The sequence below is a fragment of the Parapedobacter composti genome (assembly GCF_900112315.1).
Taxonomy (GTDB): domain Bacteria; phylum Bacteroidota; class Bacteroidia; order Sphingobacteriales; family Sphingobacteriaceae; genus Parapedobacter; species Parapedobacter composti.
In genome coordinates, this window is the sequence record NZ_FOLL01000012.1 from 1 (window position 1) to 26,472 (window position 26,472).

Annotated in this window: 19 protein-coding genes; 11 read left to right on the forward strand and 8 right to left on the reverse strand. The window is 52.0% G+C overall.

What is annotated here, in order from left to right; translation table 11 throughout:
* Positions 1–77: 77 nt before the first annotated feature.
* The 6 genes from BM030_RS12685 to BM030_RS12710 form a co-directional block, all read right to left on the reverse strand.
* On the reverse strand, positions 78–2,552 hold the full coding sequence (locus tag BM030_RS12685; RefSeq protein ID WP_090973980.1) for a glutaminase family protein: 2,475 nt from the start codon (positions 2,550–2,552) through the stop codon (positions 78–80).
* Between the two features lie 17 nt (positions 2,553–2,569).
* Positions 2,570–3,718: a DUF4998 domain-containing protein gene (locus tag BM030_RS20225; protein ID WP_244518913.1), complete on the reverse strand. Its 1,149-nt coding sequence runs from the start codon at positions 3,716–3,718 to the stop codon at positions 2,570–2,572.
* 40 nt (positions 3,719–3,758) lie between these two features.
* A complete protein-coding gene (locus BM030_RS12695; RefSeq protein WP_090973981.1) occupies positions 3,759–4,964 on the reverse strand; it encodes a DUF5000 domain-containing lipoprotein in 1,206 nt (401 codons plus the stop codon).
* 42 nt (positions 4,965–5,006) lie between these two features.
* Positions 5,007–6,944 (reverse strand): RagB/SusD family nutrient uptake outer membrane protein, encoded by a 1,938-nt coding sequence (locus tag BM030_RS12700; RefSeq protein WP_090973982.1) that lies wholly within the window; start codon positions 6,942–6,944, stop codon positions 5,007–5,009.
* Between the two features lie 33 nt (positions 6,945–6,977).
* A complete protein-coding gene (locus BM030_RS12705; RefSeq protein WP_211657601.1) occupies positions 6,978–10,406 on the reverse strand; it encodes a TonB-dependent receptor in 3,429 nt (1,142 codons plus the stop codon).
* A gap of 203 nt (positions 10,407–10,609) precedes the next feature.
* Complete coding sequence (locus BM030_RS12710; RefSeq protein WP_090973984.1) at positions 10,610–11,764, reverse strand: FecR family protein; 1,155 nt, start codon at positions 11,762–11,764, stop codon at positions 10,610–10,612.
* A 238-nt stretch (positions 11,765–12,002) separates the two neighbouring features.
* Between BM030_RS12710 and BM030_RS12715 the strand changes: the two genes are divergently transcribed.
* Together BM030_RS12715 and BM030_RS12720 are read left to right on the forward strand one after the other, a co-directional pair.
* Entirely contained in the window at positions 12,003–12,614 is a 612-nt protein-coding gene (locus BM030_RS12715) for an RNA polymerase sigma factor (RefSeq protein WP_090974092.1), read from the forward strand.
* A gap of 129 nt (positions 12,615–12,743) precedes the next feature.
* Positions 12,744–15,029, forward strand: a complete 2,286-nt coding sequence (locus BM030_RS12720; protein WP_090973985.1) for a GH92 family glycosyl hydrolase — start codon at positions 12,744–12,746, stop codon at positions 15,027–15,029.
* A gap of 7 nt (positions 15,030–15,036) precedes the next feature.
* Here the strand turns inward: BM030_RS12720 and BM030_RS12725 are convergent, their stop codons facing one another.
* Positions 15,037–15,903 (reverse strand): AraC family transcriptional regulator, encoded by an 867-nt coding sequence (locus tag BM030_RS12725; RefSeq protein WP_090973986.1) that lies wholly within the window; start codon positions 15,901–15,903, stop codon positions 15,037–15,039.
* A 158-nt stretch (positions 15,904–16,061) separates the two neighbouring features.
* On the opposite strand from BM030_RS12725, the gene fucP reads away from it, so the two are divergent.
* The 7 genes from fucP to BM030_RS12760 are packed head-to-tail and all read left to right on the forward strand — an operon-like array spanning position 16,062 to position 22,597.
* Entirely contained in the window at positions 16,062–17,306 is a 1,245-nt protein-coding gene (gene fucP / locus BM030_RS12730; RefSeq protein WP_090973987.1) for an L-fucose:H+ symporter permease, read from the forward strand.
* A gap of 7 nt (positions 17,307–17,313) precedes the next feature.
* On the forward strand, positions 17,314–17,670 hold the full coding sequence (locus BM030_RS12735; RefSeq protein WP_090973988.1) for an L-rhamnose mutarotase: 357 nt from the start codon (positions 17,314–17,316) through the stop codon (positions 17,668–17,670).
* On the forward strand, positions 17,660–19,321 hold the full coding sequence (locus BM030_RS12740; protein WP_090973989.1) for a UxaA family hydrolase: 1,662 nt from the start codon (positions 17,660–17,662) through the stop codon (positions 19,319–19,321). The genes BM030_RS12735 and BM030_RS12740 overlap by 11 nt, the downstream gene beginning before the upstream one ends.
* An 18-nt stretch (positions 19,322–19,339) precedes the next feature.
* The gene (locus BM030_RS12745) at positions 19,340–20,113 is read left to right on the forward strand and encodes an SDR family NAD(P)-dependent oxidoreductase (protein WP_244518914.1); all 774 of its coding nucleotides are present in this window, start codon (positions 19,340–19,342) and stop codon (positions 20,111–20,113) included.
* Positions 20,114–20,130: 17 nt separating this feature from the next.
* Complete coding sequence (locus BM030_RS12750) at positions 20,131–20,988, forward strand: fumarylacetoacetate hydrolase family protein (RefSeq protein WP_090973991.1); 858 nt, start codon at positions 20,131–20,133, stop codon at positions 20,986–20,988.
* A complete protein-coding gene (locus tag BM030_RS12755; protein ID WP_090973992.1) occupies positions 20,975–21,805 on the forward strand; it encodes an amidohydrolase family protein in 831 nt (276 codons plus the stop codon). The genes BM030_RS12750 and BM030_RS12755 overlap by 14 nt, the downstream gene beginning before the upstream one ends.
* Before the next feature lie 9 nt (positions 21,806–21,814).
* On the forward strand, positions 21,815–22,597 hold the full coding sequence (locus BM030_RS12760) for an L-fucose dehydrogenase (RefSeq protein ID WP_090973993.1): 783 nt from the start codon (positions 21,815–21,817) through the stop codon (positions 22,595–22,597).
* Positions 22,598–22,601: 4 nt separating this feature from the next.
* On the opposite strand, the gene BM030_RS12765 is transcribed toward BM030_RS12760, so the two are convergent.
* Entirely contained in the window at positions 22,602–23,555 is a 954-nt protein-coding gene (locus BM030_RS12765; protein WP_090973994.1) for an acetyl-CoA carboxylase carboxyltransferase subunit alpha, read from the reverse strand.
* 134 nt (positions 23,556–23,689) lie between these two features.
* On the opposite strand from BM030_RS12765, the gene BM030_RS12770 reads away from it, so the two are divergent.
* The gene (locus BM030_RS12770; RefSeq protein ID WP_139215891.1) at positions 23,690–25,840 is read left to right on the forward strand and encodes a glucoamylase family protein; all 2,151 of its coding nucleotides are present in this window, start codon (positions 23,690–23,692) and stop codon (positions 25,838–25,840) included.
* 22 nt (positions 25,841–25,862) lie between these two features.
* A complete protein-coding gene (locus BM030_RS12775; protein WP_090974093.1) occupies positions 25,863–26,384 on the forward strand; it encodes an OmpA family protein in 522 nt (173 codons plus the stop codon).
* The last annotated feature ends 88 nt before the right edge of the window (positions 26,385–26,472 follow it).

The following is a 26,472-nucleotide window of genomic DNA, read 5'->3' on the forward strand; positions in this document are numbered from 1 at the left end:
ACCGCTGGCGGCCTAGGCTAATCTCCTAAAACCATTACAGACCACAAGCCCATAATAAAACAAAGAAGGCGCCCTTTTTAGACGCCTTCTTTTATTTTGTCTTCCAGCATCTTGATGAAGTAACCGCCGACGACCGATCGGGCTTTAAACCCTCTTCGCTGCGGGCGGTCAGTGTATACCCAGTCTGACATTGGCGTTCTGGTGGTGCATTCGTGCATGAACAAATGAACCGGTTTGATGAACCGCTGGAATGTGGCCATGTCGTCTGCCATCGTAGCCGTCCAGAAGATCCAGTCCGTTTTGGTATACGCTTCCCGGTTATCCAACGGAAGTCCGTATTTGTTTTGTTTGGTCAGGTAATAAGAAATTTCCGTCGTGATGATGTCTTTATCGAATAGATCCATGTCAAACAGCTTGTCCCATACCAGATTGTATTTCTGACTCCACGTACCAGGCTTGTCGAACGTCAGCCGATAGTGATCGCCATCATCGGCCATTTTTTTCCATTCCTGTGCCATATTTTTGGCGATGGTGTAATATTTTGCTTCCACTTCCTTTTGGTCCAGCATTCCGGCGAGCTTCGCGTACGAAGCTATCCCGATGATAGCCTTGATGGAAAGGTTCGCATTGTGCGCGAAGTGACCGGCGAAGTCGTCTGTGCACAACTGGTTTTCGGGATCGAGGCCGTGTTCCACCAAGTAATCGGCCCAGGTGGTCAGCACATCCCAGTGTTTGGCGGCATACTGCGCGTGGTTCTCTATGCGGGCGATGGCATAGGTGAGGATGAGCATATTTCCAGATTCTTCAACGGGCATATCGCCGCCGTAGGTCTGTCCATTGGCCAAGGGATAGGTGCCGACGTCGTGTGCGGCAAAAGGTTTTTTCCATTTCCCGCTCTCGCTGTAATAAAAAATGGCATTCAGCAGCCCTTTGGCCAGTTCGGGGTTATAATAGAGGAACAACGGGGCAGAAGGGTAGGTGACGTCAACGGTGCCGATGGATCCGTTGCTGTCGTTTTCTTTGGAAAGGAAGAGCAGGTCGCCGTTGGGTGCCTCAACCAGCTTATGGGCGGCAATGGCCTGGCGGTAGGCCAATGCACACAGCTCCGCATATGCTTTGCCGCCCACTTTCGTATAGTCTTGCATAAACTGGTTGTCGAACGCTTCAGCTTTTTCCAGCAGGGTCGTGTATTCTTGATAAGCATGGACCAGCTCTTCTTCAATGGTTGTATTGCCGTCTTTGTTCCAATAGCCGCGGAGGTTTTTTCCGAAGTATTGGATGGAGTATACATCGTCATAGCCCACCAGCAATTTATCGGTGTATGTTCCCTGTACCTGGAATGATTTGCTATAGGCAATGTTTTGATGACCGCGTGCGCGGCCTTCCCGCTGTGTATGATGGTTGCTTAGGAAAGCTTGCCTGAGGTCGAAACTGTTTCCGACCGACGTTTTTGCATTTTCACCGTCGCCCGCCAGGTAGAAATATCCCCAATCGATGTTGATGTGGTCGCCACTTCTACTCAGGATATTCTGGGCGGCACTTCCTGTTTTGGCAAAGATGAGGTTTTGGTGTTGCCCAGTTTTCGAAACGGCTTCCTGGGAGGGGAGGTTTAACGCCCAATTGGGTGCGGCCTCGATATACAACTCCACGGCTTTGGGCTGTTCGCTGGTAACTTCATATGTGATATAATTGATGGGGCGGGATACCAGGCGGAGGTCGTCAAGGAATAGTGGTGCGGTGAATGTCAATTTTAGCTGGACGTCCCCGCACCGGAACAGGTAGTGCGTCTGCATGGGTTGAACGTCCACGGCCAGTTGCACAGCGGTTTCAGTAAACAAACGCTCATCGTCTTTCTCCAAGAACAATCCGACATCGAAGAAGCCATTTGCTCCCGTGTTGTGGCAGTATCCGGCGATGAGGTTTTTTCCGGGTTTTAACGTTGAAACAACTTCATCAGAGAGTTTCACGCGTTTGTTCTTCCCTGTGGCAGGTCCGGTATTGACCACCTCGATGCCGTTAACGTAGATAACGGCATCATCGTCATGCGAATATTCGAGGTAAACGGTGCGTCCGGACAACGCTTCATCCAAGCTGAATGTGCGGCGAACCCAGAGCTTTTCGTCCGACCATTGGGTTTTTGCCAACGGTTCATTTTCCCGGGTGCCGAACGCACCTGAGCCATGTTTCCAACTGTTGTCGTTATATGCCGGTGCATACCAATTACCGGATGGCTGCACGGTGATATAACGCGCGGCCCAGGGTCGGTCTTCTCCAGAGGCCAGCAGGGGGACTACCTCAAGTTCCTCGGTTCCCATGAAGCGGTAAGGCTTACCGTCGACTTTCAACACACCGAGTAGGGGAAAGGTTCGATCCGACCAGTGCCTGATGGTCGATTCATACAGCTGATCGGTATACGACCAAGCGCTTGTGTTGGGATCTATGGTAATGATTGGGTAAGCCGGCGCGCGAAGCGTATTTTTTATGGATTGTCCAATCCCCGCTTCGGGGAGTAATATTATAATCAGTAAGAGCGCAAAATAATGTTTCTTCATTTTATCGTGTTAATAATTTAATAATAATAAGTGCCTGCTTCTGCCAAGCCCGGTTGTTGCTGGGCATCATGACCCGCTGTGGGGACGATCTTGAAGTACCGGAATCGTTTCCGTTCATCCAAATCCAGGTATTGGTATTCGCGATCGATATTCGCCAGCCCAAATATACCAAGGCTTTCCCATGTTTCGTTATCGTCGCCGATCAGGATTTCCATTTCCCGTATCTTGCGGTCGCCGTTTTTCTGGGCAAAGAAAAAGCCGTCCACATCCAGTATTTCACCCATATCGATGGTAAGCCAGTGGCTGGGGTAGGTCTGGACCGGGCCGCTATCGCCCGACCAGTTGGCAATCCAGAACGTTCCCACATCGCCGTCCAAGACCTTGTCTGCCAGCCGGTCATTTCTTGTTTCCTGAGAGCTGAAGCCGGCGATCGACCAGTTTTCTCTGGAGTACAATGTCCGTTCGGTGATGAAGTAATCTGTCGGATTGATGGTGCGCGTGGCGGCATAAAAGGTGTCAATCGCTATTGAAGTGGGTTTGAAAAGTGTTCTAAACGTGAACTCGGAATCCGCCTTATAATCCGGCAGTACCGTTTGATCGAAAGTTGGCGGAGTTAATACGGTTGTCTGGTTGCCCGCTGTAGTTTGGTAAGAGACGGCCGTACCCAACAACGTGGAATCTGCAGATTCCGGGAACCAGTTAATAATCAAGTCTTCTCCGCTGATTCGGGTACTGTTGATGATGCGGTTATTCAGGTTAGCTTCATAGGCTGCTCCATAAACCTGCCCGAATATTTCAGCTCGCATGGAACTGTTGCCCTCGCCGTCGAATGTCCGGATATCAAACGTATAAATGCCCTCGTTGATGTCAGGTATGATAACTTCTTTGAAGGTCGCAATATCATCTGTATTGACATCGGTTTCGAAATAGCCGTCGAATCCCCAAGACACACCCAATTTTACCACCCTTGAATCCGTGCTGATAAGTGCGCGGATAGCTGCCCGGTTATTACCGGGCATGAATTGTATGGAATCTACCCTCCCCGGGTAAATTTTTTCCGCGTTGTTCAGGTAATCGCGGTAATGATGATCAATTGGTGTACACCTGACCTGCGCCAGCGCGGCGATACCCCATAGCACCGCGTATTTGAATTTATTGAATCTCATCGCTGTAATCGATTAAGCTTAGTTAAAAACTTCATGGTCATTACTCCTCATGTATGGTGCCGAAGAATGTCAGTTCGCCGAGGGCGACATCGGAGTTTCTTCCCCAGGTTTCCAGGGTGCGCCAGCGCCAATACTGATAAGGCTCTTCTTGAAAATTGACATCGAACTCTTCTCCCGCACGCGCATAGGCGATGTCGTCGTTGGTTTGTTCACCCAGCGGCGATCCAGAGGGTTTGATGGATTCAAAGGTGCCGACCTTGGTCCAGGATTCCCAGCTGCCGTCTGGATTAGGATCATTGGAACCCCATAGTTCAAATATCCTGGGATGGTTGAAGCGGTATTCATGATCCAGTCTGGAATACATCAAAAAGCGGCTTAATGTAGCTTTTACGCCCATATTAAAGGTAAAGTGCTGCGGCATGCCGGTTCCCGGTGCCGTGTGGAAGATGGTGGAGGCGACGCGGTCATTGCCGTCCCACAGCACCTCGGGCGTGCGAAAGCCCGAATGGGCCTGCCAGGTATCCCCTGGGAGATTGTGCTCCCCGAAGAGCGACTTATCCATCATCTCCTCGAAAATGGGGAGAAAGACGCCTGTCAGTGTGTCCGAACGGTTGTTCCATCGGTCGGTGATAAAGACGCCAAACTCCCGCTCTTCGGCAGGGTAGCCCCGCACGTTGAATACACCACCCGCAAGCCTGGTGTAAAAGCTCCTGGCCGATTCCCACTGACCTTCATCGTCTTTGGCAAGTACATGGATAACGATAGGAGCTTCCGTTTCATTTTCAAAACGCAGTCTGACACCTCCAAAGGTAGCGTCAAGATTTCCCTCCTGAGTCAGCGACTCCAGCGTTTTCAGGTAGGGCGGAGTCAGCGCGGTGATGGTCAGCGGAGTTGGGTCTGATTCAACTTCACCGACGCCCACGGCCACGAGGTTTACTGTATAGTCGCCCGCTGCGGCGAATCCGTCGACCATAAGTCGGTTTTGGTAGATGGATGCCCGGTTTTCGCGGACCTTTCCATCGGCAAGGGTATAGACAGCCTTTACGTAGCGCAGATCGCGGCTGTTGGGCAGTTCATAGGTGATGATGGCACCACCTGCGATGCTAACGACCTCATAAGTTGTTACCGGGGCCGGTTTTTCACCTTGTCTTGAGGGTGCAGGTTCCAGTTTTTCCTGGCAACCGAGAAGCTGGAACCCCATCCAGCTCCAACACAGCAGGTAGTTGAATTTTTTTATATAGTTCATAACCTTGGTTATTTTAATCGATAATTATTTGTTAACGGATGACTACCATAATGGCGCCTGCAATAGCTTGTCATTCCTTCGCAGTTCATTGATACTAATTGGCCAGAAATAGTCGCGAAGCGTGAAGCTCCGTGAATACATCACCACGCGCCGGTAATAGGTCTGCGGTGTGGTTTGCAGGATATCCCACCCAAATATCGGGGTATTCCATTCGGTTTGGGCGGTTTTCCAGCGCCTGACATCCCAAAAGCGGTGCGATTCGAACGCCAGTTCGATGGTGCGTTCACGGCGGATAATTTCACGGAGACCTTCTTTGGTGTTGGGTTTGTCGGGATAGATGGAATAGTCCGACCACGATTCCTGTATGCCGCGAAGCCCGCTTCGCTCGCGGATGGCATCGAGGTAATAAAATACCTCATCGGAAGGTCCGTACACTTCATTCAGTGCTTCGGCATAAAGCAGGTACAGATTGCCCAGCCGCATCATCACGAATGGGTAAGCATAGGGTGTAAAGGCGCCCTGCTGCTGCCCAATAGCATTGAAGTAACTCACCAGTTTTTTTGGGGTGTAGCCGGTTCCGGAATAGTTGGTGGGGGAGTTCGTCGCCGCGGTATTTCCGCCCGGTCGGGAATTGGTAGACCATGCCAGTAGGTCGTCATTATGGTTGCTCATGAAATAACGGCCACCATCAAACGAGAGCGACCCATAAAAGCGATCTTCCCGGTCAAAATGCAGGCCTACGGTGGTGTAACCCGGCATGAGGTTGTATTGGTAGGGTGAGTCACCAAGCGGCACTTCCCGGAGTTCGAAACGGTTGGCATAATCATACGTGTAATCTTCCTCGATAGGAACCCCGTTTTTGCTGTAAAACTTTTCCACGATGTTCAGCGTAGGGGCCATGTATCCACCCGTGGCATTGTTGGCAATCCGGTCGGGGTCTACACTTCTCGGCATAAATGCTGAACCCTGCTGCGACTGGAAGGCTGAACTGCGGTTATTTACCCAGATTGATTCAGGGTTGTTCTGGCGTTCGGTAACAGCCTGGCGGATACTCATCTGATTGATGGTGCTTTGTTGGGGTGGTGTAAGCATATTGGAAGGCGGTGTCCACCGGTATAGCGCCTTGCCCGCTGCGTGGGCAACCTCGATGGCTTCCAGGCATGCGTTGGCGGCAAGTTCCCATTTTTCCATGCTGAACGTGGAGTTGAACAAGGGCTGTCCAGCGGCGTTGTGATAGCTGGCATAGTCGGTATTCCCGTTGAACAGCGGACTCGCGGCGGTGACCAGGATTTCGGCCTTCATCGCTTTGGCGACAATCTGCGTCACGCGGCCGGTCTCTTCCACCGGTATCATTACGTCTTCCATGAGCGCTGGCAAGGCTTCGTCTATGGTGCTTACGATGTAAGCAAACACATCGTCTACCGGCTGCCGCTCATAATGAACGTTATCGGGGTCTTCAAAAACAGGGATGTTTTCATCCACGATGGGGATGGGACCATACATGCGCAACAGGTAGTAATGGAAGTACGCTTTCAGGAAGCTGACCTCTGCCGCCCAGCGGTTTTTTTCCGTTTCATTCATTTCCTGCACATTATGGATGTTTTCCAGAAAGATGTTGCATTCGCGGATGCCACGCCATAACGCCATCCCGCCGTTGTTGCCGTCCCAGTAATTCAGTAAAGGGCTGTGGGTGTTTTGAGCTCCCATGGCGATGTACCAATTTGGCCATCCTCCTTGTCCGAAATTGGTTGTCGAATTTAGCCAAAACTCATCGCCGGCCAGCAGAGCTGCGTTGGTAGATAAGTCATTTCCCCGCGGGATCCAACTATAGCAGGTGAATAAAAAGCGTTCGGCCATGGCGCGACTGGAGAACGCCTGTTCGAGTTCAGCGACGTTATCGGGCACAATGTCCATGAACTTGTCGCAGCCCGATCCGAACAATAGTCCGGAGACCAATATGATTGTTGTAATTTTCTTCATCGATGTTACGCATTTATGATGTTCAACCAAAATTCACAGCGTCAACAATACGCCGAGATTGAATACCCGTTGTAGCGGATACCGCAGCCCGGCGCCACCCATTTCCGGATCCCACAAATCAAACGCACTGACTCTAAACAGGTTGGACCCGCTGACGTACAACCGGCATCGGTCTATGTGATACCTGCGCGTGAAATCAGTGTTCAGGGTATAGGCGATTTCTACCTGTTTCAGGCGAAGGAACGCGCCGTTGCGCATCCACCAGGTGCTGTTCACCGTATTGTTGGATAGCGGATTCTGGCTAAGGCGGGGCCATAGCGCATAGACATCCCGGTTATCTTCAGACCAATGGCTGTCTGCCCATACCTGTAATACGGCGTTGGGTGCACCGCGGCTGCCAAAGGGAGCCGAACCACTATTATTGATATCCCCGGTGCCGGGGTTGATAAACAGCGATGTGCGTGCCATCCCCGTGAAAAAGAACGACATGTCCAGGCTTTTAAAGCCTGTGGTCAGTCCGAAGCCGTAGTTGATCTCTGGCGTTGTAGGGTAACCTATGGGCACCTCGTCATTGGCGTCAATTACGCCATCGCCATTGACGTCAAGGTACTTGATATCGCCACCCATGACCATGCCCCCGAACGATTGCCGTGGGCTGTGGAATACTTCCTCATCGTCAATAAATAGCCGTTCGGCGATGTATCCGCGGCGCTGTGCCGCATTGGTTCCGATAAGGCTCAAATAGGCATGATCATAGTGAGGTTCTTCGAAATAGAGGTATTCGCCCGTAGCGTAGGTGAATGTTCCGCGTCCCTGGAACCACAGGTTCCGGTTGACGTTGTGATTATACACCAGTTCGGCGTCGAACCCCTGACTTTTGTATTTGCCGAGGTTGGCCAATACCGGGGCCGCCAGACCCATGGTGGACGGCAACGAAGCGCGGTGTTGCACGACACTGCTCCGTATTTGCCGGAATACATCGCCAGTGAAGGTGATTTTGCCATTGAACAAGCCGAGGTCGATTCCTAAATTGGTTTGCTGGGATACCTCCCAGGAGACGTAGGGATTGGCATAACGGTTGATGGATACCCCATTCCGTTCATAGTTTTCGCCCGGCGTGACACCGAAGTTGAATCGCCTGGCATTGTCGTTCAGATTGACCTCGGAAAGGTAGAAGAAACGGGTACCATGGATATTGTCGTTCCCCACCAATCCATGGGTAAGCCGCAGCCGTGCGGTGCTAAATACATCACGCAGATTGGCCATAAAGGGTTCGTTGTGGATGGTCCAAGCCAGTCCCGCCGATGGGAAGAATCCCCAGCGGTGGTTCCTTGCAAATACTTCCGAACCATTATATCCGAAGGTGAACTGCGCATGGTACCTGTCGTCGTAGACATAGGTGAAACTTCCCGAAAAACTGGCGTTGCGGAAAGGTAATGTGTTGATGACCGATCCTGACTGGTGATGAGGCAAAGTTACTCGGTTCCGGAGAGTAGCGATTAACATGCCCGTTACTTTATGTTTTTCGCTGAACGTACGGTTATAATTTACGGCATTCTCCATATAGAAAATGGATTCTTGCCCCCGTCCGTTGTCGCTGTAGTTCAGGTATTCTGTTCCGTCCAAAGGATTTATATTCAGGAAGTTATATATTCCTGTGGTGGGGTCAATGGAGCCGGGCATGTAATAAAATGGGTTATACTGCCTGCGATAGTCCATCCGGGCGCTGCGTGAGGCGTTAAATAGCCCGCGATAGCTTAACCCCTCTATCCATTGAGAGAAGTCCTGCCGGAGTTCAACCTGCGCCTGCATGTTGCTTTGCGACCATTCGGAGTAGCCCCTTACGATCTCGGCATAGGGGTTAAGGAAGAGTTCACCGCTGCCGTCTTCAAAATTCCCGAACAGGGGATGGCTGATGTACTGCTGCTGCGGCCCGGGTTGGTAAATGGGTTGGAAAAGTACAGGGTTTGCGCGTAGGGCGTTGCGGAACGATGAGCTGCCCCCTTCAGGGGGGCCACTATAGTTCCGGAAATTGGCAATCGTGCGCACCATCAATTGGGTAGATTTCGTCACGTTCACCTCGATGTTGCTTCGCAGGTTATAGACCTGGAAGTCGACGTTATTGTTGAAATTATTGATGGGATTCACCCGGATGAGGCCATTGTCTCTTGTTAAGTTGCCACTCACCAGGTAACGGGCTACCTGGCCGCCCCCGGAAATACTCAAATTGTAATTCTGTGTATAGGTGTTGGGTTTGGTCACTTCACTCAACCAGTCAACAGCAGGATACCGGATTGGGTCGGCTCCAGCGGCAGTCATGGCTATTTTTTCGTCCGTATAAGGCGTTTGAGCCAGCGGGTCGCGCGTTAGGATTGCCTCGTTGTGCAGGCGCATGAACGTTACCGGATCGGCAATCTGCGGCATTTGGGTAGGTGCAGACAAGCGCTGTTCTACCCGTAAGGTGATGCGTGGGCGCCCTTCGTTGCCCAGCTTGGTCGTAACCAGAATGACGCCGTTGGCGCCGCGGGACCCATAGACGGCTGATGCTGTTGCATCCCTCAGGATGGAGAAGCTCGCAATATCATCTACCGGAATCCGAGCCAGGTCATCGGCTGTGACCTCCATGTTATCAACCAAGATCAACGGACGCTGATTGACGCCGAATGTGCCGATGCCGCGGATGAAAAAATCAGCATTATCCAGTCCGGGTTCGCCGCTGCGCTGGAAGGAAATCATGCCTGCAACGCGTCCCTGCATGGCGCCGGTGAGGTTGCTCATGGGCATGCGGAGTTCTTCGGGATTGATGGAACTCACCGAACCGATAAGGTCGGTTTTCCGTTGGCGGTTACCGAAGGCAGTCACCACGGTTTCCTCGATCATATAAGGCGACTCAGCCAACGTTACATCGATTACCTCCTTTCCCGCGGTATTGATTTCGCTGGTTTGAAAACCAACCATGGTAAAAACCAACACCGAATTTGCCGGCACGCTCAAAATGTAGCGGCCGTTCAAATCTGTGGTAGTTCCGATACTTGTTCTTCCCTTTACGTGCACCGTTACGCCGATCAAGGGCTGTCCGGTGGAGTCGCGTACAGTGCCCCTCACTTCCTGGTCCTGAAGGAACTGGTGCCTGGCAAGGGGTTGGGAATTGCGGCGCACCGGACTGGGCGGCCTACTTTTAACGACAATGGTGTTTTTATTGATGGTGTAGGTAACCGGCTGATTTTTGAATAATTGTTCAAGAGCTTCCTCCAGCGGAATATCTTTAAGTTGGGCGGTAACTGGCGTGGTTTTCGACAATGTCGTTGGGTTGTATAAGACATTGTAGCCACTGGCTTTGCGGACAGCCTGCAGCATCTCTTCAAAAGAGCTGCCTTCAAGCTGCAAGGTTACTCGCTGGCCAAAGACGACTGCGTTGACCTGCAACGTGCACATGACAGTTAACACGACAATCAGTTTCACGACCCTAACGAAGTTTAAGCCATAAAATACGTTGCATCTTTTTTGTAATGCGACATAGAAGTTATACATTTGGTTTACTTGGTTTGTGGCAATTAATAAACGTGTGAATTTCTCCCTCATTAATTGTTTTACAGCCAATATTTCAATGCCGGGAGCGGTTCCAGCGTTCCCGGTATTTTATGTAATGGCTTTGTTGCGTTGAGTTACTCCATAACGATAATCCTCCTTCCGTCGATTTTAAAGTTTACAGTGCCGGTTAAGGCAAGCATATTCAGTATCTCCTGTACATTGTCGTAGCGCGAGACGGCACCCGTGAATACTTTCCCTTTCATATTACCACGGTATGTTACATCCACATCATACCATCGGGCTATTTTGCGCATCACGCTTTCAACAGGCTCGGCATTGAAAATGAACTGACCCGTCTGCCAGGCGATAGCTTCTTCTGGATTGAACGTATCCATCTGGACTTGTTTCTTCCGTTTGTCAAAAGTGGTGCGTTGGCCCGGTTGCAGGGTGTAGTCTTTATCGTTAATGGTGACCCGTACTTTTCCATGGAGTAAGGCCGTTTCTACCGCTGCATCATCTGGGTAGGCCTTTACATTGAAGTGTGTCCCCAATACCGTAATACGCTGTTCGTTTCCTATTACAACAAACGGTTTGCCTTCGTGCCTCGCTACCTCGAAGTACACTTCGCCCGTGACTTCGACGGCACGTTCCTGCTCCGGGAATACAGCGGGGAACCGGATGGAAGAGGCAGCGTTGAGCCATACCTTTGTTCCATCAGACAGGTTTATTTGGTACTGCCCACCGCGCGGGGTGCTTACGGTATGGTACCTGTTTTCGATGGGGTGTTGCGGGGACGCCCGCTGATAATTATAGACCAGTTGCCCATCGCTTAATTTGGTGATGCGGACATCACCGCGATTAGCCAGATCGCCGATACCGGCTTTATCCAGTACAATCTGCGTTCCGTCGTCAAGTGTCAGCAATGCCTTGTTTCCCCCTGGCACGATAGGCGCATGGTCGGCCGTTACCTTGCTGGCTGGGATGAGGTAGTGGTGCAAACCAAATGAAACCACGGTTACCGACACAACCACGGCTGCTGCAACATACCTCGACCAGCGGTAAAGCGTATGTTTTCTATCGCGGGAACGCGAACGGCTGATTTTTTTATACAACCGTTGTCGGATACGCTGCTTGGTTTGTTCGCGCTGCCCCATTGTTGCCTCATCCCATGGCGAATCGGTTAACTCGAAAGCATCACGGTAGCTTTCCAGCAGGCGCATTTCTTCCGCCGAGCATAGCCCCGCATTGCATTTCTCATATAAGGCCATATAGGCTTCCTTGGTCATCATAATTACAGGCTTACTACAGGTATAGAGATTAATTTTGAGTAGCACACACACGTATGGCCGTTTTTTTTTAGAAAGGTAGAGGTTAGCGTTGCTTTAACGATTTAAATTGATAACTGCATAGGTTTATTGCTTTTTTTAATATCTTTGTGAAACAAGGCATGAGCCTGGGGTGGGTATCGGGCTTTTGCATTGCCAAACCAATATTAAATATTCCTACGTTAATCAACGGGAAAGGTTTATGGAGGTAAAGAGTAGGCGCTTCGCTGACGATGCAATTCGTACAGACCAGCAATTGTGGGAGGCTGTGGTAAATGGCAGCGATTCGGCTTTCGCTGTGCTGTTTGATCGGTATTGGTCGATTATTTATCGTACCGCATTTTCCTATGTGGGAGATAAAGAGCGGAGCGAGGAGATAACGCACGACATTTTCCTTAATTTATGGCGGCGGCGCCATGTGCTGGAAATCCAGTCGTTCCCCGCCTACCTGCGCGCTGCGGCCCGGTATCATGTATACAAATGCCTGAAGGCAGAGAAAATTTCGATGGTACAGTACACGGCCGATTGGGAAGCGATAGAAAGTCCGCTGGTAGGCAATGATGGGGATGAAACGATAAGGCACATTGAACTGGAGCAGGATGTTGACCGGTTCCTGGTTGATTTGCCGGCCAGGTGCAAGGAGATTTTCTTGCTTAGCCGCCGGGAAAACCTATCCAACGATGAGATAGCCGATCGGCTGGGCATTTCAAGACGCAGTGTCGAGAATCAGTTGACCCGGGCGCTGAAGCACCTGCGGGTACGGCTGAAAACATTAACGTTCTGTATTTTGCTGACCATCCACCTCGTTTGGTGAGCCAGCTATGGAATGCAGGCTCTGCACATATAGCTAAATACTTTTAGCATTTTCATTTTCCGATATTTTTACCATCTTAGCCGACGAATACATAGTGTAGCATTATAAACCCTGTTCAATCATTTCAGTATGAAATTCTCTTTGGTTATTATTTTTTTCCTGACGCTGCTGGCAGCACGGGCCCAGGAAGTTACCCAGGTGGATCGTCCGTTGGACTACGTTAATCCCCTGATGGGCACGCAGTCGGTGCATTTGCTTTCCAATGGAAACACGTATCCCGCCATTGCCCGGCCGTGGGGCATGAACTTCTGGTCGCCCCAAACAGGCAAGATGGGAGACGGGTGGATGTACACGTATACGGCCGATAAGATACGGGGCTTTAAGCAAACCCATCAGCCGTCGCCCTGGATGAATGATTACGGGCAGTTTTCCATCATGCCCCTCACGGGCAAACCAACATTTGATGAAAATGAACGGGCGAGCTGGTTTTCGCATAAGGCGGAAATCGCCAAGCCGCATTATTATAGCGTTTACCTGGCCGACCACGACCTGACCACGGAGATTACGCCTACCGAGCGGGCGGCCCGTTTCCGTTTTACCTTCCCGGAAACGGATAGCGCGTTTGTGGTCATTGACGCGTTTGACAAAGGGTCTTATGTGAAGATTATTCCAGGCGAAAATAAGGTTGTCGGCTATACCACGCGTAACAGCGGCGGCGTACCGGATAATTTCAAGAACTACTTCGTAATCGTATTTGACCGTCCCTTTGCCAATGTGGCCACGTTTGCCGATTCCGTGTTGGTGAATGATCGCCTGGAGATACAGGCCGACCACGTAGGGGCCATCGTGGGGTTCCAGACCAGCCGCCGGGGGGAGCAGGTACAGGCGAAGGTAGCCTCCTCATTCATCAGCCACGAGCAGGCCGAATTGAACCTGCGGGAGATTGGCGACAAGGACTTTGAGACGGTGAAACAGGAAGGAGAAGACCAGTGGAATACCGAACTGGGCAAAGTACGGGTAAGCGGCGGAACCATTGACCAGGTGCGTACGTTCTATTCCTGCCTGTACCGCACAATTTTGTTCCCGCGTATGTTTTACGAGTATGACGCCGACGGCAATGTGATGCATTACAGTCCGTACAACGGGCAGGTGCTGCCGGGCTACATGTTTACCGATACGGGATTCTGGGATACGTTCCGGGCGCTGTTCCCTTTCCTTAACCTCGTATATCCGGAGATGAACCAGAAGATGCAGGAAGGACTGGTGAATGCCTATAAGGAGGGCGGATGGCTGCCCGAATGGGCCAGTCCGGGTTACCGTAATATCATGGTAGGGAACAATTCGGCTTCGGTGGTGGCCGATGCCTATATTAAAGGTCTGCGTGGGTATGACATCGAAACATTGTATGAAGCCGTATTAAAGGGGGCGAACAATGCCGGACCGATCACAGCGGTAGGCCGCGCAGGCGCTGAATATTACACAACATTGGGCTATGTACCGTACGATGTAAACATCAACGAAAATGCGGCCCGTACACTGGAGTATGCGTATGACGACTTCGCCATCTACCAGTTGGCCAAGGCGCTCGGGCGCCCGGCGGATGAAATTGCGCTGTACCGCGAACGGAGCTTCAACTATAAAAAGCTGTTCGACAAAGGAACCGGCCTGATGCGCGGCAAAAACAAGGACGGCAGCTTCCAAAGCCCGTTTAACCCGTTCAAGTGGGGCGATGCGTTTACCGAGGGCAACAGCTGGCATTATTCGTGGTCGGTTTTCCAAGACGTGGAGGGCCTGGCACAGCTGATGGGTGGGCATGAAGCGTTTGTTACCAAGCTGGATTCGGTGTTTTCTTTGCCTCCGATATTTGACCATAGTTACTATGGCTTTACCATCCATGAAATCCGCGAGATGCAGATTGCCAATATGGGGCAGTATGCACATGGCAACCAGCCCATCCAGCATATGATATACCTGTACAACTACGCCGGAGCACCCTGGAAAGCCCAGTATTGGGTACGCGAAACAATGGAACGCATGTATTGGCCCACGCCGGACGGGTACTGCGGAGATGAAGACAACGGGCAGACCTCAGCGTGGTACGTGTTTTCGGCGCTGGGCTTCTACCCGGTTACCCCCGCCACGGACGAATATGTGCTGGGGGCGCCGTTGTTCAAGAAAGCCACCATCGAGCTGCCAAACGGGAAAACCATCGAAATAAACGCACCGGAAAACGGACAGGAAAACCGGTATATCCAGTCGCTTAAGCTAAACGGCAAGCCGCATTCGAAGAATTACCTGAGGCACGGCGAATTGGTTAACGGCGCTGTGCTGGATTTCGGCATGTCGGATGCGCCGAATACGAAGCGGGGTACGGAACCGGAAGATTTTCCGTTTTCGCTGAGTTTGGAGAAATAGAATATGATTATTGCAGGTAAGCCCTCTGATAATTCAAAGGGCTTTTTCCTGTAATTTGCTTAAAATACTTATGGAACCCGGCGAAGTTATGGAACCCGCTTTCATAGCATATCTGTTTGACGTTAAGTTGATTTTCGATAAGCAGCTTGCAGGCATGGCCGACCCGCAGTTCGATGAGAAACTGGGAGAATGTTTTGCCGGTGCGTGATTTGAAGTAGCGGCAGAACGCGTTGTCACTCATACCGGCTACCGCGGCAACCTCACTGAGGGCGATTTTCTGCTTGAAATTGCGCAGGGCGAAGTCATAGATGTTGCTGATGCGGTCTTTCTCGCGGTGCTGGAAATGGGGAGCGAAGCCAATGGAAGAAAGCAACTGGATGTCTTTGCTGCTGGCGATGGCCATAAGCGCTTCGATAAGCAGGATAATCCGCTTTGTGCCTTCGGCCTCGAGCAGGGCGGCCAGCAATTCCTGCACCCGTGCCCGGGCGGCCCCGTAAATGGCGATGCCCTGTTTGGCCTGTTGAAGCAAGTGCTTGATGCTGGTGTTTTCCGGCAAGTCAAGGAAGGTTCCGCCCCAGAAGTCATCATTGAAATGTGTCACGTAGATATCGGCGCCCCTGCCGTTTTGGGGACTGAAATAGCTGCTGTCAAAACTCCAGTAATGGGGCAGGTTGGATCCGATCAGCACGACATCGCCCGAACAGAAATTACGGATGCTGTCGCCTACGAACTGTGTGCCACTTCCTCTCTCAAAGTAAATAAGTTCAATCTCGGGATGGTAATGCCAGCGATTATTGAGGTAGGGTACGGTATCCCGTCTGGCACTGAATGAATGAGTGGGCGATGTGCTTACCTTGCGTAACTGCGGTTTCATGCGCTGGGCTATTGGTCAGTTAAAAAAACATTATTTCTGGCAATGATACAAAAAATGAGGTAATATAGCTTAATATATAGCTAATATGTTGGCAGTATTTATATGCATACTTTATTTAATTTGCACAACGAATACACTAACCAAGCAGATAAGCTATTATGGCGAAACGATATTCAATGATTCCTGTGGTCTTGGTCACATCCCTGTTTTTCCTGTGGGGGCTGGCCAACAATATGACCGATACGTTATTGGCAGCGTTCAAGAAGATCATGTCCATGACGGATGCGCAGACCTCCTTAATCCAAATGTCGTTTTATGGCGCTTACTTTGTCCTTGCCTTGCCGGCTGCATTGTATATCCGGCGGTATAGTTATAAGTCGGGTATTTTGCTTGGCGTGGGATTATTCACCGCGGGGGCGCTGCTGTTTTATCCGGCAAGCAGGACAATGGATTATGCACATTTTCTGATCGCATTGTTTGTTTTGGCCGGCGGATTATCCATACTGGAAACGGCTGCCAATCCCTATATTTTAAGTTTGGGGCCCGCCCAAACGGCGACACGGCGATTAAACATCGCCCAATCCTTTAATCCGATAGGATCCATCACGGGCGTGGTGCTCAGCAAGTTCATCATCCTCTCCGCCCTCAATCGTGCGGGGCACGAAGAAAGAGCGGGTATGGACAGTGCTGCACTGAAACAAATCCAGTCGGTTGAACTGGGTGCCGTCATGCAGGCTTATGTGGGATTGGCAATCGTATTGGCGGCGGTTTGGTTACTCATTAGGTTGGTGAAGATGCCAACGGATACGGACACAGACAAGCGTGATATCGGGCAAGCGTTTTCCAAGCTTTTTCGAAACAGGAATTATGTAACCGGGGTCATCGCCCAGTTTTTTTATGTGGGGGCACAGATTGGCGTGTGGTCGTTCACTATCCGGTATGTGATGCAGGAATTGCAATTGGACGAGGGGGGAGCATCGGACTACTATATTGCGTCGCTCGTGGTGTTTATGGTGTGCCGCTTTATAGCGGCAGGGCTGATGCGATATGTAAGACCGGCGCGGTTACTGACTGTGCTATCTGTACTGGCTATCCTGTTGGCGCTTATCGTGGCTTTGGGAGGTGGGCATGCAGGGGTATATGCATTGATTGCCATTTCGGGATGTATGAGCCTGATGTTTCCAACGATATACGGACTTGCCTGTGACGGGTTGGGCAGCGACCGGAAGATTGGTGGTGCGGGACTTATCATGGCGATCCTCGGAGGGGCGGTGCTGACTTATGTGCAGGGGTTGCTTTCAGATGCAACGAACAGTATTAACTTGTCATACCTGGTGCCCTTGTGCTGTTTTGCTGTGGTTGCCGTGTACGGCTTTTCCCGTTGGCGGGCGGTTCAGATTTAATCAGTATATGGAACGATATGTGTTGACCCTGGATTTGCAGGATGATGCCCGTCTTATTGCGGAATACGAACGGTGGCACCAGGAAGTGTGGCCTGAAATCAAGGAATCCATTTTTGGTTCAGGGATCAGGCGTATGGAAATTTACCGGTTTTCGAACCGGTTGGTGATGGTGATGGAGACTGACGATGGGTTTTCATTTGAACAGAAAGCGGAGGCCGATGCCGCCAATCCGCGTGTGCAGGAATGGGAACAGCTGATGTGGACGTACCAGCGTCCGGTTCGGGGTGCCAATCCTGGCGAAAAGTGGGTATTAATGGATAAAATTTTTGAACTTAGTAGGCTTGATATAGAACATGAACGATAAACAGCTTTTTTTACAGATTCATCCCGAGGATAATGTATTGGTAGCGTTGCAGGATCTGCCCGCCGGAATGGAAATCCGTTTCGGGGATGCGCATTTCCGGCTTGTTGGCGGCGTGAAGGCGAAGCATAAATTTACATTGGAGCCTTTGGCCGCGGGCGACGAGGTGCGCATGTATGGTGTGCTGGTGGGGCGGACGAACGCGGCGTTGCCGCAGGGGGAAACCATTACCACAGAAAACATCCACCACGCGGCGAGCCCCTTTGAGCTCGGCCCCCGGAAACTGGACTGGCAAAAGCCGGATGTTTCGGCGTTTGCGGGACGCACTTTTATGGGATACCACCGTACCAATGGTGCCGTGGGCACGGCTAACTATTGGCTGGTTATCCCCATGGTGTTCTGCGAAAACCGCAATGTATTGGTGATGAAGCAAGCCCTGGAGGAAAAGCTGGGTTATACCAAGCGGTCGCGCGACTACGAGCCGGAGGTAGACCAGCTTATCGAGCTGTACCGTGCGGGAAGCACCGTAGAGGATATCCTGAATGCCGATATCTCGGCCAGCAAACGACGGGACAGCGGGCAGCGGCTGTTTGAACATGTGGATGGCGTAAAGTTCCTGAACCACCAGATGGGATGCGGCGGCACGCGGACCGATGCGGAAACGCTTTGCGGCTTGCTTGCCGGATACATCACCCATCCGAATGTAGCGGGGGCTACGGTGCTGAGCTTGGGATGCCAGCATGCACAGGCGTCTATCCTGCGGGAAGAGATAGCCAAACGCGACCCGGCGTTTGACAAACCGCTCTATATTTTTGAGCAGCAACTGATGGGCACGGAGACGAACTTGATCCAGCAGGCGCTGAAACATACGTTTGCCGGGTTGATGCAGGCTAACCAGCTTCGGCGGCAGCCTGCTCCGCTGAACAAGTTATGCCTCGGTCTGGAATGTGGGGGATCTGACGGATTTTCGGGCATATCGGCCAACCCGGCGCTGGGCTATGTATCTGACATGCTGGTAACGATGGGCGGATCGGTAATCCTTTCCGAATTTCCTGAGCTTTGCGGAGTGGAGCAGAATTTAAGCGATCGGTGCGTGGATGAGCCCACGGCCCTGCGGTTCATGGAGCTGATGCAAACCTACGCGGCTAAGGCCGAGGCGGATGGCTCTGGGTTTTACGCCAACCCCTCGCCGGGCAACATCCGGGACGGCCTCATTACCGATGCCATCAAGTCTGCCGGTGCAGCGAAAAAAGGCGGTACATCACCGGTAACGGCTGTAGTAGATTATCCGGGGGCGGTGAATAAGCCTGGATTGAACCTGTTATGTACGCCGGGCAATGATGTGGAAAGTACAACGGCCGAGGTGGGTGCGGGGGCCAACGTGGTTCTGTTTACCACGGGACTCGGTACGCCCACGGGTAACCCGATAGCGCCGGTCATCAAGCTGTCAACAAATACCAAATTATTCGAACGTATGCCGGATATCATTGATATCAACTGCGGTACCATCATCGAGGGCACGGAAACCATTCAGCAGGTGGCGCACCGGATTCTGGATTATATCATCGATGTGGCCAGCGGCAACGTGCAGCCCAAGGCGGTGTTATTGGGACAGGACGACTTTATCCCCTGGCGCAGGGGGGTATCATTATAAGGATTACCATAAACAATCATGATGTCAACTAAGAAACTGAACAGTAAAACGGCAATTATCACAGGCGGCGGCAGCGGGATAGGACGCGCCATCAGCCTCTGTTTTGCCGCAGAAGGTGCTTCGGTGCATATTCTGGAGTTAAATACGGCCACAGCCGATGTGTTGGCCGAAGAAATCCGGGCAGGTGGTGGAACGGCAACCGTCCACGCTTGCGATGTAAGCCGGCAAGACCAGGTGCTGGCCGTAATACATGGTATCGGAAAGGCGGATATTTTGGTGAACAATGCGGGGATTGCCCATGTGGGAAACGTGGAAACCACCAGCGAGGCCGATTTTGACCGGATTTACTCCGTAAATATCAAAGGCGCATACAATATGCTGCATGCTGTGGTGCCGCTGATGAAAGAAAACGGGGGTGGGGCGATTCTTAACATGGCATCGATAGCGGCGTGGGTTGGCCTATCCGACCGATTTGCCTATTCGGCCAGCAAAGGTGCCGTTTATGCGATGACCCTGTCGGTAGCCCGTGATTACCTGCATTACGGAATCCGTTGCAATAGCCTATCGCCGGCGCGGGTACATACTCCTTTCGTAGATGGGTTCATTGCCAAAAATTATCCCGGCCGGGAAGCCGAGATGTTTGAAACGTTATCCAAAAGCCAGCCGATCGGCCGGATGGCCAAGCCGGAGGAAATTGCCTCCTTGGCGCTTTACCTATGCTCCGACGAAGCGGCCTTCATCACAGGGAACGACTATCCCATTGATGGTGGCTTTATCAAATTGAATAATTAATCGATATACTATAAAAGATGAAGTTAATCCGATATGGCGACCCCGGCCGCGAACAGATAGGGGTACACCTGAATGGCATCAATTACGATGTTTCCGCGTTCGGTGGTGATTACGACGAACAATTTTTTGGAAGTAACGGTCTGGACAGGCTGGAGGAGTTTGTGAAAGCCAACGAAGGGGCGTTAATTCCAATTCCCGAAGGTGCACGGCTGGGCAGTCCGATCGCGCGTCCTTCGAAAATTGTCTGCATCGGATTGAATTACCGTGACCATGCCGAAGAAACCGGTGCGAAAATTCCGACGGAACCTATCATTTTCATGAAATCGACCACATCGCTTAGCGGTCCGTTTGACGATATCGTTATCCCCAAAAATTCCAGCAAGACGGACTGGGAAGTGGAGGTCGGTGTCGTCATCGGCAGACGGGCTACCTATGTGGAGGAATCGGCGGCGATGGACCATGTGGCGGGCTACGTGCTTCATAACGATGTTTCTGAGCGGGAGTTTCAGCTGGAGCGCGGCGGCACGTGGGATAAGGGCAAGGGCTGTGACACCTTTGCGCCGATAGGACCTTTTTTGGCAACGCCGCAGGAGATTACGGATATTGATAATGTGCGGCTATGGCTTACCGTGAACGGCAAGGCCTACCAGGACGGGAATACCCGAAACCTGATATTCAGCATTCCGTTTATTATCAGTTACGTGAGCCAGTTCATGACACTGTTGCCGGGCGACGTGATTTCCACGGGTACACCCGCCGGCGTGGGGCTTGGCTTTCAGCCGCCGGTATACCTCAAGCCCGGCGATGTGGTGGAACTGGGAGCCGATGGCCTGGGGACTTCACGCCAGGTGGTGAAAGCCTATGGAACGGATTGATGCACACCAGCATTTCTGGCGGTACCATCCGGTAAAAGACGCATGGATTACCGATGATATGGCGGTTATCCAGCGGGATTTCATGCCGGCTGATCTGAAAACTGTTTACGATACCCACGGGATATCCGGCTGCGTAGCTGTGCAGGCCGGCCAATCGGAGGAGGAAACGCTGTTTCTCCTCCGATTGGCCGACGAATACCCTTTTATCAAGGGAGTGGTAGGCTGGGTCGATCTGCAGGACGAGCGTGTGGAGGAGCGGCTCGCTTTTTTCAGCAGGTATCCCAAGCTCAAGGGGTTCCGTCACATTGTCCAGGGGGAAGAGGACCCGCGCTTTTTGCTTCGCCCGGCATTCCTGGCCGGCATCGAGGCGCTGGGGCGCTTCGGTTATACCTATGATATCCTGGTGAAGCCCCATCAACTGGACGCCGTGCTGGAATTTGTGGATGGTTTTCCCCGCCAGCGGTTTGTTATTGACCACCTGGCCAAACCTTACATCAAAGCGCGGGTACACGAACCCTGGGCTACGCAGATGGCAGTCCTGGCGCAATACCCTAACGTCTGCTGCAAATTATCGGGTATGGTTACCGAGGCCGACTGGAATACCTGGAAGCCGGCCGATTTTTCCTATTATATCCAGCATGTCCTTCAGTCGTTCGGTCCGGAAAGGGTGATGTTCGGTTCCGATTGGCCGGTGTGCCTGGTGGCGGCGGACTACAAGGCGGTATTATCGCTGGTGGAGGATGCTGTTGGACGGTTTACCTTAGCCGAGCAGGCGTTGGTTTGGCATAAAAATGCCACGGATTTTTATAAACTATAGTATATAGACATGGATTTGAACCTGAAAGACAAAATCGTGATCGTTACGGGCGGAGCCAAGGGCATTGGCAAGGGTATTGCGCTGGCGCTGGCGGAGGAAGGGGCTATTCCGGTGATTGTCGGCCGCAGACGTACCGACAATGAATTGGTGCGGCAGGAGATTGAAGCAAGGGGCGGACGTGCTTTCTGCGTGGAGGCCGAGCTTACCCGTCCGGACGACTGCCAACGGGCGGTCAGTGAGACACTGGCGCGGTTCGGCCGAATTGATGGTTTAGTGAACAATGCCGGGGTAAACGATGGCGTGGGATTGGAAAACGGAGGATATCAGCAATTTGTAGATAGCCTGCATAAGTCGCTGGTTCACTATTACCTGATGGCTCACCATGCCTTACCCGCACTGAAGTCGAGTAAAGGTGCGATCATTAATATCAGTTCCAAAACCGCTGAAACCGGACAGGGGAACACGTCGGGCTATGCCGCCGCCAACGGTGGACGCAATGCGCTGACGCGGGAGTGGGCCGTGGAGTTGTTGCCTTACGGCATCCGGGTAAATGCCATTATCGTAGCGGAGTGCTATACGCCATTATATGAGAAATGGATACAGACGCTTCCCAATCCAGAAGGGGCATTGGCTAAGATTACCCAACGCATACCGCTCGGGAGACGGATGACTACGGTAGGGGAGATTGCCGATATGACGGTGTTCCTGTTGTCGGAGCGGTCAAGCCATACAACGGGTCAGCTTATCCATGTGGACGGTGGCTATGTGCACCTGGATAGGGCGATAGATTGAGGGGCTATTCAATAACCACGCCCATCCCGCTGAATTTATTGATACGCTCCGTAACCAGCTGATTGGCGGGTTTTTGCCGAAGTTCCGTCAAATCAGCCACCAATTTCTGTTTGACAGTTTCGGCGATAGCTTTCGGGTTGTGGTGGGCTCCACCCAGCGGTTCGGGGATGATGCCGTCAATCAGGCCGTTTTTGAGCATGTCTTCCGCCGTGAGTTTCAGCGCTTCGGCGGCTTTTTCTTTATAATCCCAGCTGCGCCAAAGGATGGAAGAGCAGGATTCGGGCGATATGACGGAATACCAGGTATGTTCAAGCATATAAACGCGATCGCCCACGCCGATACCCAGCGCTCCGCCGGACGCGCCCTCTCCGATGACGATGCAGATAATGGGTACTTTCAGTATCGACATTTCCAACAGATTCCGGGCGATGGCTTCACCTTGGCCCCGTTCTTCAGCTTCGATACCCGGGTAGGCACCCATGGTGTCTATGAGGGTGACTACGGGTTTATTGAATTTTTCGGCCAGCTTCATCAGTCGCAACGCTTTCCGGTAACCCTCGGGGTTGGCCATGCCGAAGTTACGGAACTGCCGTTCTTTGGTGTTTTTACCCTTTTGGTGGCCGATAATCATCAGGGGCTGCCCGCCGATGGTGGCAAAACCGCCCACGATGGCCTTGTCATCCTTCACATTCCGGTCGCCATGCAGCTCAATGAAATCTTCGCAGATCATGCTGACGTAATCGAGCGTCTGCGGCCGGTCAGGATGGCGTGACATCTGTACCTTTTGCCAACCCGTCATGTTGCTGTATATCTCGTGTTTGGTTTTTTCCAATTTTTCCTGCAATTCGGTCAGTGTAGCGCTCATATCCACCTTGGTCTTTTCAGCCACCTGACGTACTTTTTCAATTTGCATTTGCAGGTCAGCTATTGGTTTTTCAAAATCAAACGTTGTTTCCATAAGTGCGCTCAAAGCAAAATCAGGCCGCTAAGTTAGGTAATTGGATTGCTATTTTAAAATGTGATTCGTGATTGATGGCAGTGGCTTGGTTTTTGCGTAGAGTGATGCGGTTCATTTAATGTAGCGCTGTGCTTATGGTTAAAGCAATTACCTTGTCCTTTTTGTTGTTTGTTGGCCTGATTTCCCGCGTTGCTGCGGACACTTATCCCGAAGTGCTATTTGAAAACAGTGTTATGAGCGGGAATTATGCCTATAGCAGTGTCCGGCATGACAGCTTAAGCTGGGTTGAAAATATCGGGGGGAGGCTGCCCGTTTCTGATTCGGTGTATTTTACACCGGGTAACGCGCTGTCGCTGAGGTATGCATCAGTGCGGGGGGGCAGTTGGCGCGTAACCCTTACTTATCCGGATGCAGCAGGTCATTACCGACCAAAGCAAGACGACATGTTGACGCTCAAACTGTACGTTGCATCAACCGCGGAGCGCGGAGTGCTGCCGGGGGTGGCTTTACTTCAGCAAGATACATTAACTGGGACGGTAAACCTGGCGGATTACATATCGGATTTCCAGCCCAATATGTGGCTCAATGTGCAGTTGCCGCTGAAAGCCTTCCGTGGTTTGCGCCGCGAGTTGCCGATTTCTGGCTTACAGCTGTCGCAAACCGGGGCGGACGGGGATGTGCACCGGCTGTACATTGATCAGGTGGAGTTCCTGCCGGAGCGGCCACCGCGGGTTAAACTCTCTTCGCCGGCCGTGCTATCTGCCGCCAAGGCATTTGAACGCCATGTTGATCTTACCTGGCAGCTGCCGCTTACTCCCAGTATCCGCTACATCAAGATTTACCGTTCGGAAGATAATGAGCGCTTTGAGCCCGTGGCCATCCGGCCGGTTTTTGTACAGAAGTGCACAGACTTTGTGCCCCAGGCCAACAAAACATATTATTATAAAATAGCGTGGGTGGACTACGACTACCTGGAATCGCCCTTTTCCAACGTGCTTAAAGCGACGACCGAAACGGCCAGTGATGAGGCGCTGTTGGATGTGATCCAAGCCGCACATTTCAACTATTTTGCGGAACGGGCCGAAGTCAATAGCGGTATGCATGCCGTCCGTTTCGGAGTGGATGATGCCACGGTTTCCGTTATGGAGACGGGGCTGAGTATCCTTTCCCATATTGTGGCCGCTGAGCGGGGCTTCCTGTCGCGCACCGTTGCGGGGGGGCGGCTGGAACGTATTGTCAAATTCCTGGCGAAAGCCGACCGGTATCATGGAGCTTTCCCCGCGCGGATAGACGGGCGTACGGGAAAGGGTGTCTATGACGCGGACGCGGTTCCCGTGGTGAATCTCCGGGCCACCGCATTTTTGATGCAGGGATTGCTGGCCGCAAGACAGTATTTCCATGATGCGCCTTGGGCGCAGCAAGTAGATACCCTATGGCAGGAAGTGGAATGGAACCGGTTTGTTGCGGAAGGGCAGGAGCATATCCTGCTGGATCGCTGGTCGCCCGTGACCGGGTTCAAGGATGCCAAGCCAATGGGCGGATTTAATGGGGATTTCGTAAGCTATATATTGGCGTTGGCTTCGCCGCGGTATGCGCTGGCTCCCGAAGCTTATGCGCTGGGGCTGGGCATACGCCGGCAACTGGCCGATTCCAGCCACGTGATGCAGCTGGCTGACAACGCCGCATTTTCTGTCAGGCTGAATGCCGATGCCCCGCCTGTACTGCCGCGCTACCAGGAGTTTCCATATGGTAAAGATACCACCGTCTACGGATTACATGTTTCCGTGGGGACGATAGACACTTCGTTACTGGAAGCTTATAAGCCGTTTTTGGCCTTTGATCCCAGAGGCAAGCGGGATACGTTTGCCAACTATTATGATAACCACATTAACCTTACACAGGGTTATCAGCGTAGGGATAACGCTGTGGGTACGGGAGATCCCTCGCTGGACATTTGGGGGTTGGTGACGATGCCCGGTGCGCCGGACACGTTGCGGAAGGTGAGCCCCGCGCTGGCATGTGCAAGCTATGCGTACCAGCCTGCCGAGGCCCTTCGGTCTATACGGGCGTTTTACCATAAGTACGGCGAGGAATTGTTCACCGAATACGGCTTCCGCAAGTGGTTAGCCGTACGGGGAAACGCTGTTGCCCCGTCGCACGACGCGCTGCACCAGGCTGCCGTGGTGGTTATGGTTGAAAACGGCAGGACTGGGCTGATTTGGAGTTTGTTTTCAGATCATCCGGCCATAAAACAGGTTGTTGAAAACCATTTTTCTGTTGAGTAACTTTTACTATTTTTACCGCTGTATGAAAAAGTATATCCTTTTTTCGTTTGTATTGGGATTATTCACGGTTTTCTTGTCGTGTAAGAACAGGAAAATGGCTGTGAACCCGGGTGCCCATGTAACCATTGACGGCACGGAGGATGGTTTGCAGCATGTGCAGCGCGATTTCGAGAGTGCGTCGATGACCGATCGCGGTATCATGGTTACTTTTGAATCGGATGTGTTGTTTCCGGTTAATTCGTCATATTTGACCGACAAGGCCAAGAAGGAACTTGATAAACTGGTGGAATTGCTGAAAGACTATCCAAAGGCGTCGCTGATTGTGGATGGGCACACGGATGCTACCGGGACGGAGGAATACAATTTGTGGCTATCTGAAAAGCGGGCAGAGTCGGTGAAAAAATATGTAGTGGAGCGAGGACTCGCGGAAAACCGGATCACCACGAACGGCTATGGCCAATCGAAACCTATAGCACCCAACAATACCAAGGAGGGCAGGCAACGGAACAGGCGGGTGGAGGTTACCATCGCTACGGATCGGTAATCCACGTGGTGGATGGTGGTCGGTCGGTGGCCGGTCGTCGGTGGTCAGTGGATGGTGGTCAGTGGATGGTGGTCGGTGGTCAGTGGCC

Excerpts from the sequence above, each read along its gene's own strand:
- BM030_RS12715 (WP_090974092.1), top strand. The coding sequence starts at position 12,003 with ATGGAGGTAAAGAGTAGGCGCTTCGCTGACGATGCAATTCGTACAGAC.
- BM030_RS12760 (WP_090973993.1), top strand. The coding sequence starts at position 21,815 with ATGGATTTGAACCTGAAAGACAAAATCGTGATCGTTACGGGCGGAGCC.
- BM030_RS12695 (WP_090973981.1), bottom strand. The coding sequence starts at position 4,964 with ATGAACTATATAAAAAAATTCAACTACCTGCTGTGTTGGAGCTGGATG.
- BM030_RS12685 (WP_090973980.1), bottom strand. The coding sequence starts at position 2,552 with ATGAAGAAACATTATTTTGCGCTCTTACTGATTATAATATTACTCCCC.
- fucP (WP_090973987.1), top strand. The coding sequence starts at position 16,062 with ATGGCGAAACGATATTCAATGATTCCTGTGGTCTTGGTCACATCCCTG.
- BM030_RS12725 (WP_090973986.1), bottom strand. The coding sequence starts at position 15,903 with ATGAAACCGCAGTTACGCAAGGTAAGCACATCGCCCACTCATTCATTC.
- BM030_RS12700 (WP_090973982.1), bottom strand. The coding sequence starts at position 6,944 with ATGAAGAAAATTACAACAATCATATTGGTCTCCGGACTATTGTTCGGA.
- BM030_RS12735 (WP_090973988.1), top strand. The coding sequence starts at position 17,314 with ATGGAACGATATGTGTTGACCCTGGATTTGCAGGATGATGCCCGTCTT.
- BM030_RS20225 (WP_244518913.1), bottom strand. The coding sequence starts at position 3,718 with ATGAGATTCAATAAATTCAAATACGCGGTGCTATGGGGTATCGCCGCG.
- BM030_RS12765 (WP_090973994.1), bottom strand. The coding sequence starts at position 23,555 with ATGGAAACAACGTTTGATTTTGAAAAACCAATAGCTGACCTGCAAATG.
- BM030_RS12740 (WP_090973989.1), top strand. The coding sequence starts at position 17,660 with ATGAACGATAAACAGCTTTTTTTACAGATTCATCCCGAGGATAATGTA.
- BM030_RS12750 (WP_090973991.1), top strand. The coding sequence starts at position 20,131 with ATGAAGTTAATCCGATATGGCGACCCCGGCCGCGAACAGATAGGGGTA.
- BM030_RS12770 (WP_139215891.1), top strand. The coding sequence starts at position 23,690 with ATGGTTAAAGCAATTACCTTGTCCTTTTTGTTGTTTGTTGGCCTGATT.
- BM030_RS12755 (WP_090973992.1), top strand. The coding sequence starts at position 20,975 with ATGGAACGGATTGATGCACACCAGCATTTCTGGCGGTACCATCCGGTA.
- BM030_RS12720 (WP_090973985.1), top strand. The coding sequence starts at position 12,744 with ATGAAATTCTCTTTGGTTATTATTTTTTTCCTGACGCTGCTGGCAGCA.
- BM030_RS12710 (WP_090973984.1), bottom strand. The coding sequence starts at position 11,764 with ATGATGACCAAGGAAGCCTATATGGCCTTATATGAGAAATGCAATGCG.
- BM030_RS12745 (WP_244518914.1), top strand. The coding sequence starts at position 19,340 with ATGATGTCAACTAAGAAACTGAACAGTAAAACGGCAATTATCACAGGC.
- BM030_RS12775 (WP_090974093.1), top strand. The coding sequence starts at position 25,863 with ATGAAAAAGTATATCCTTTTTTCGTTTGTATTGGGATTATTCACGGTT.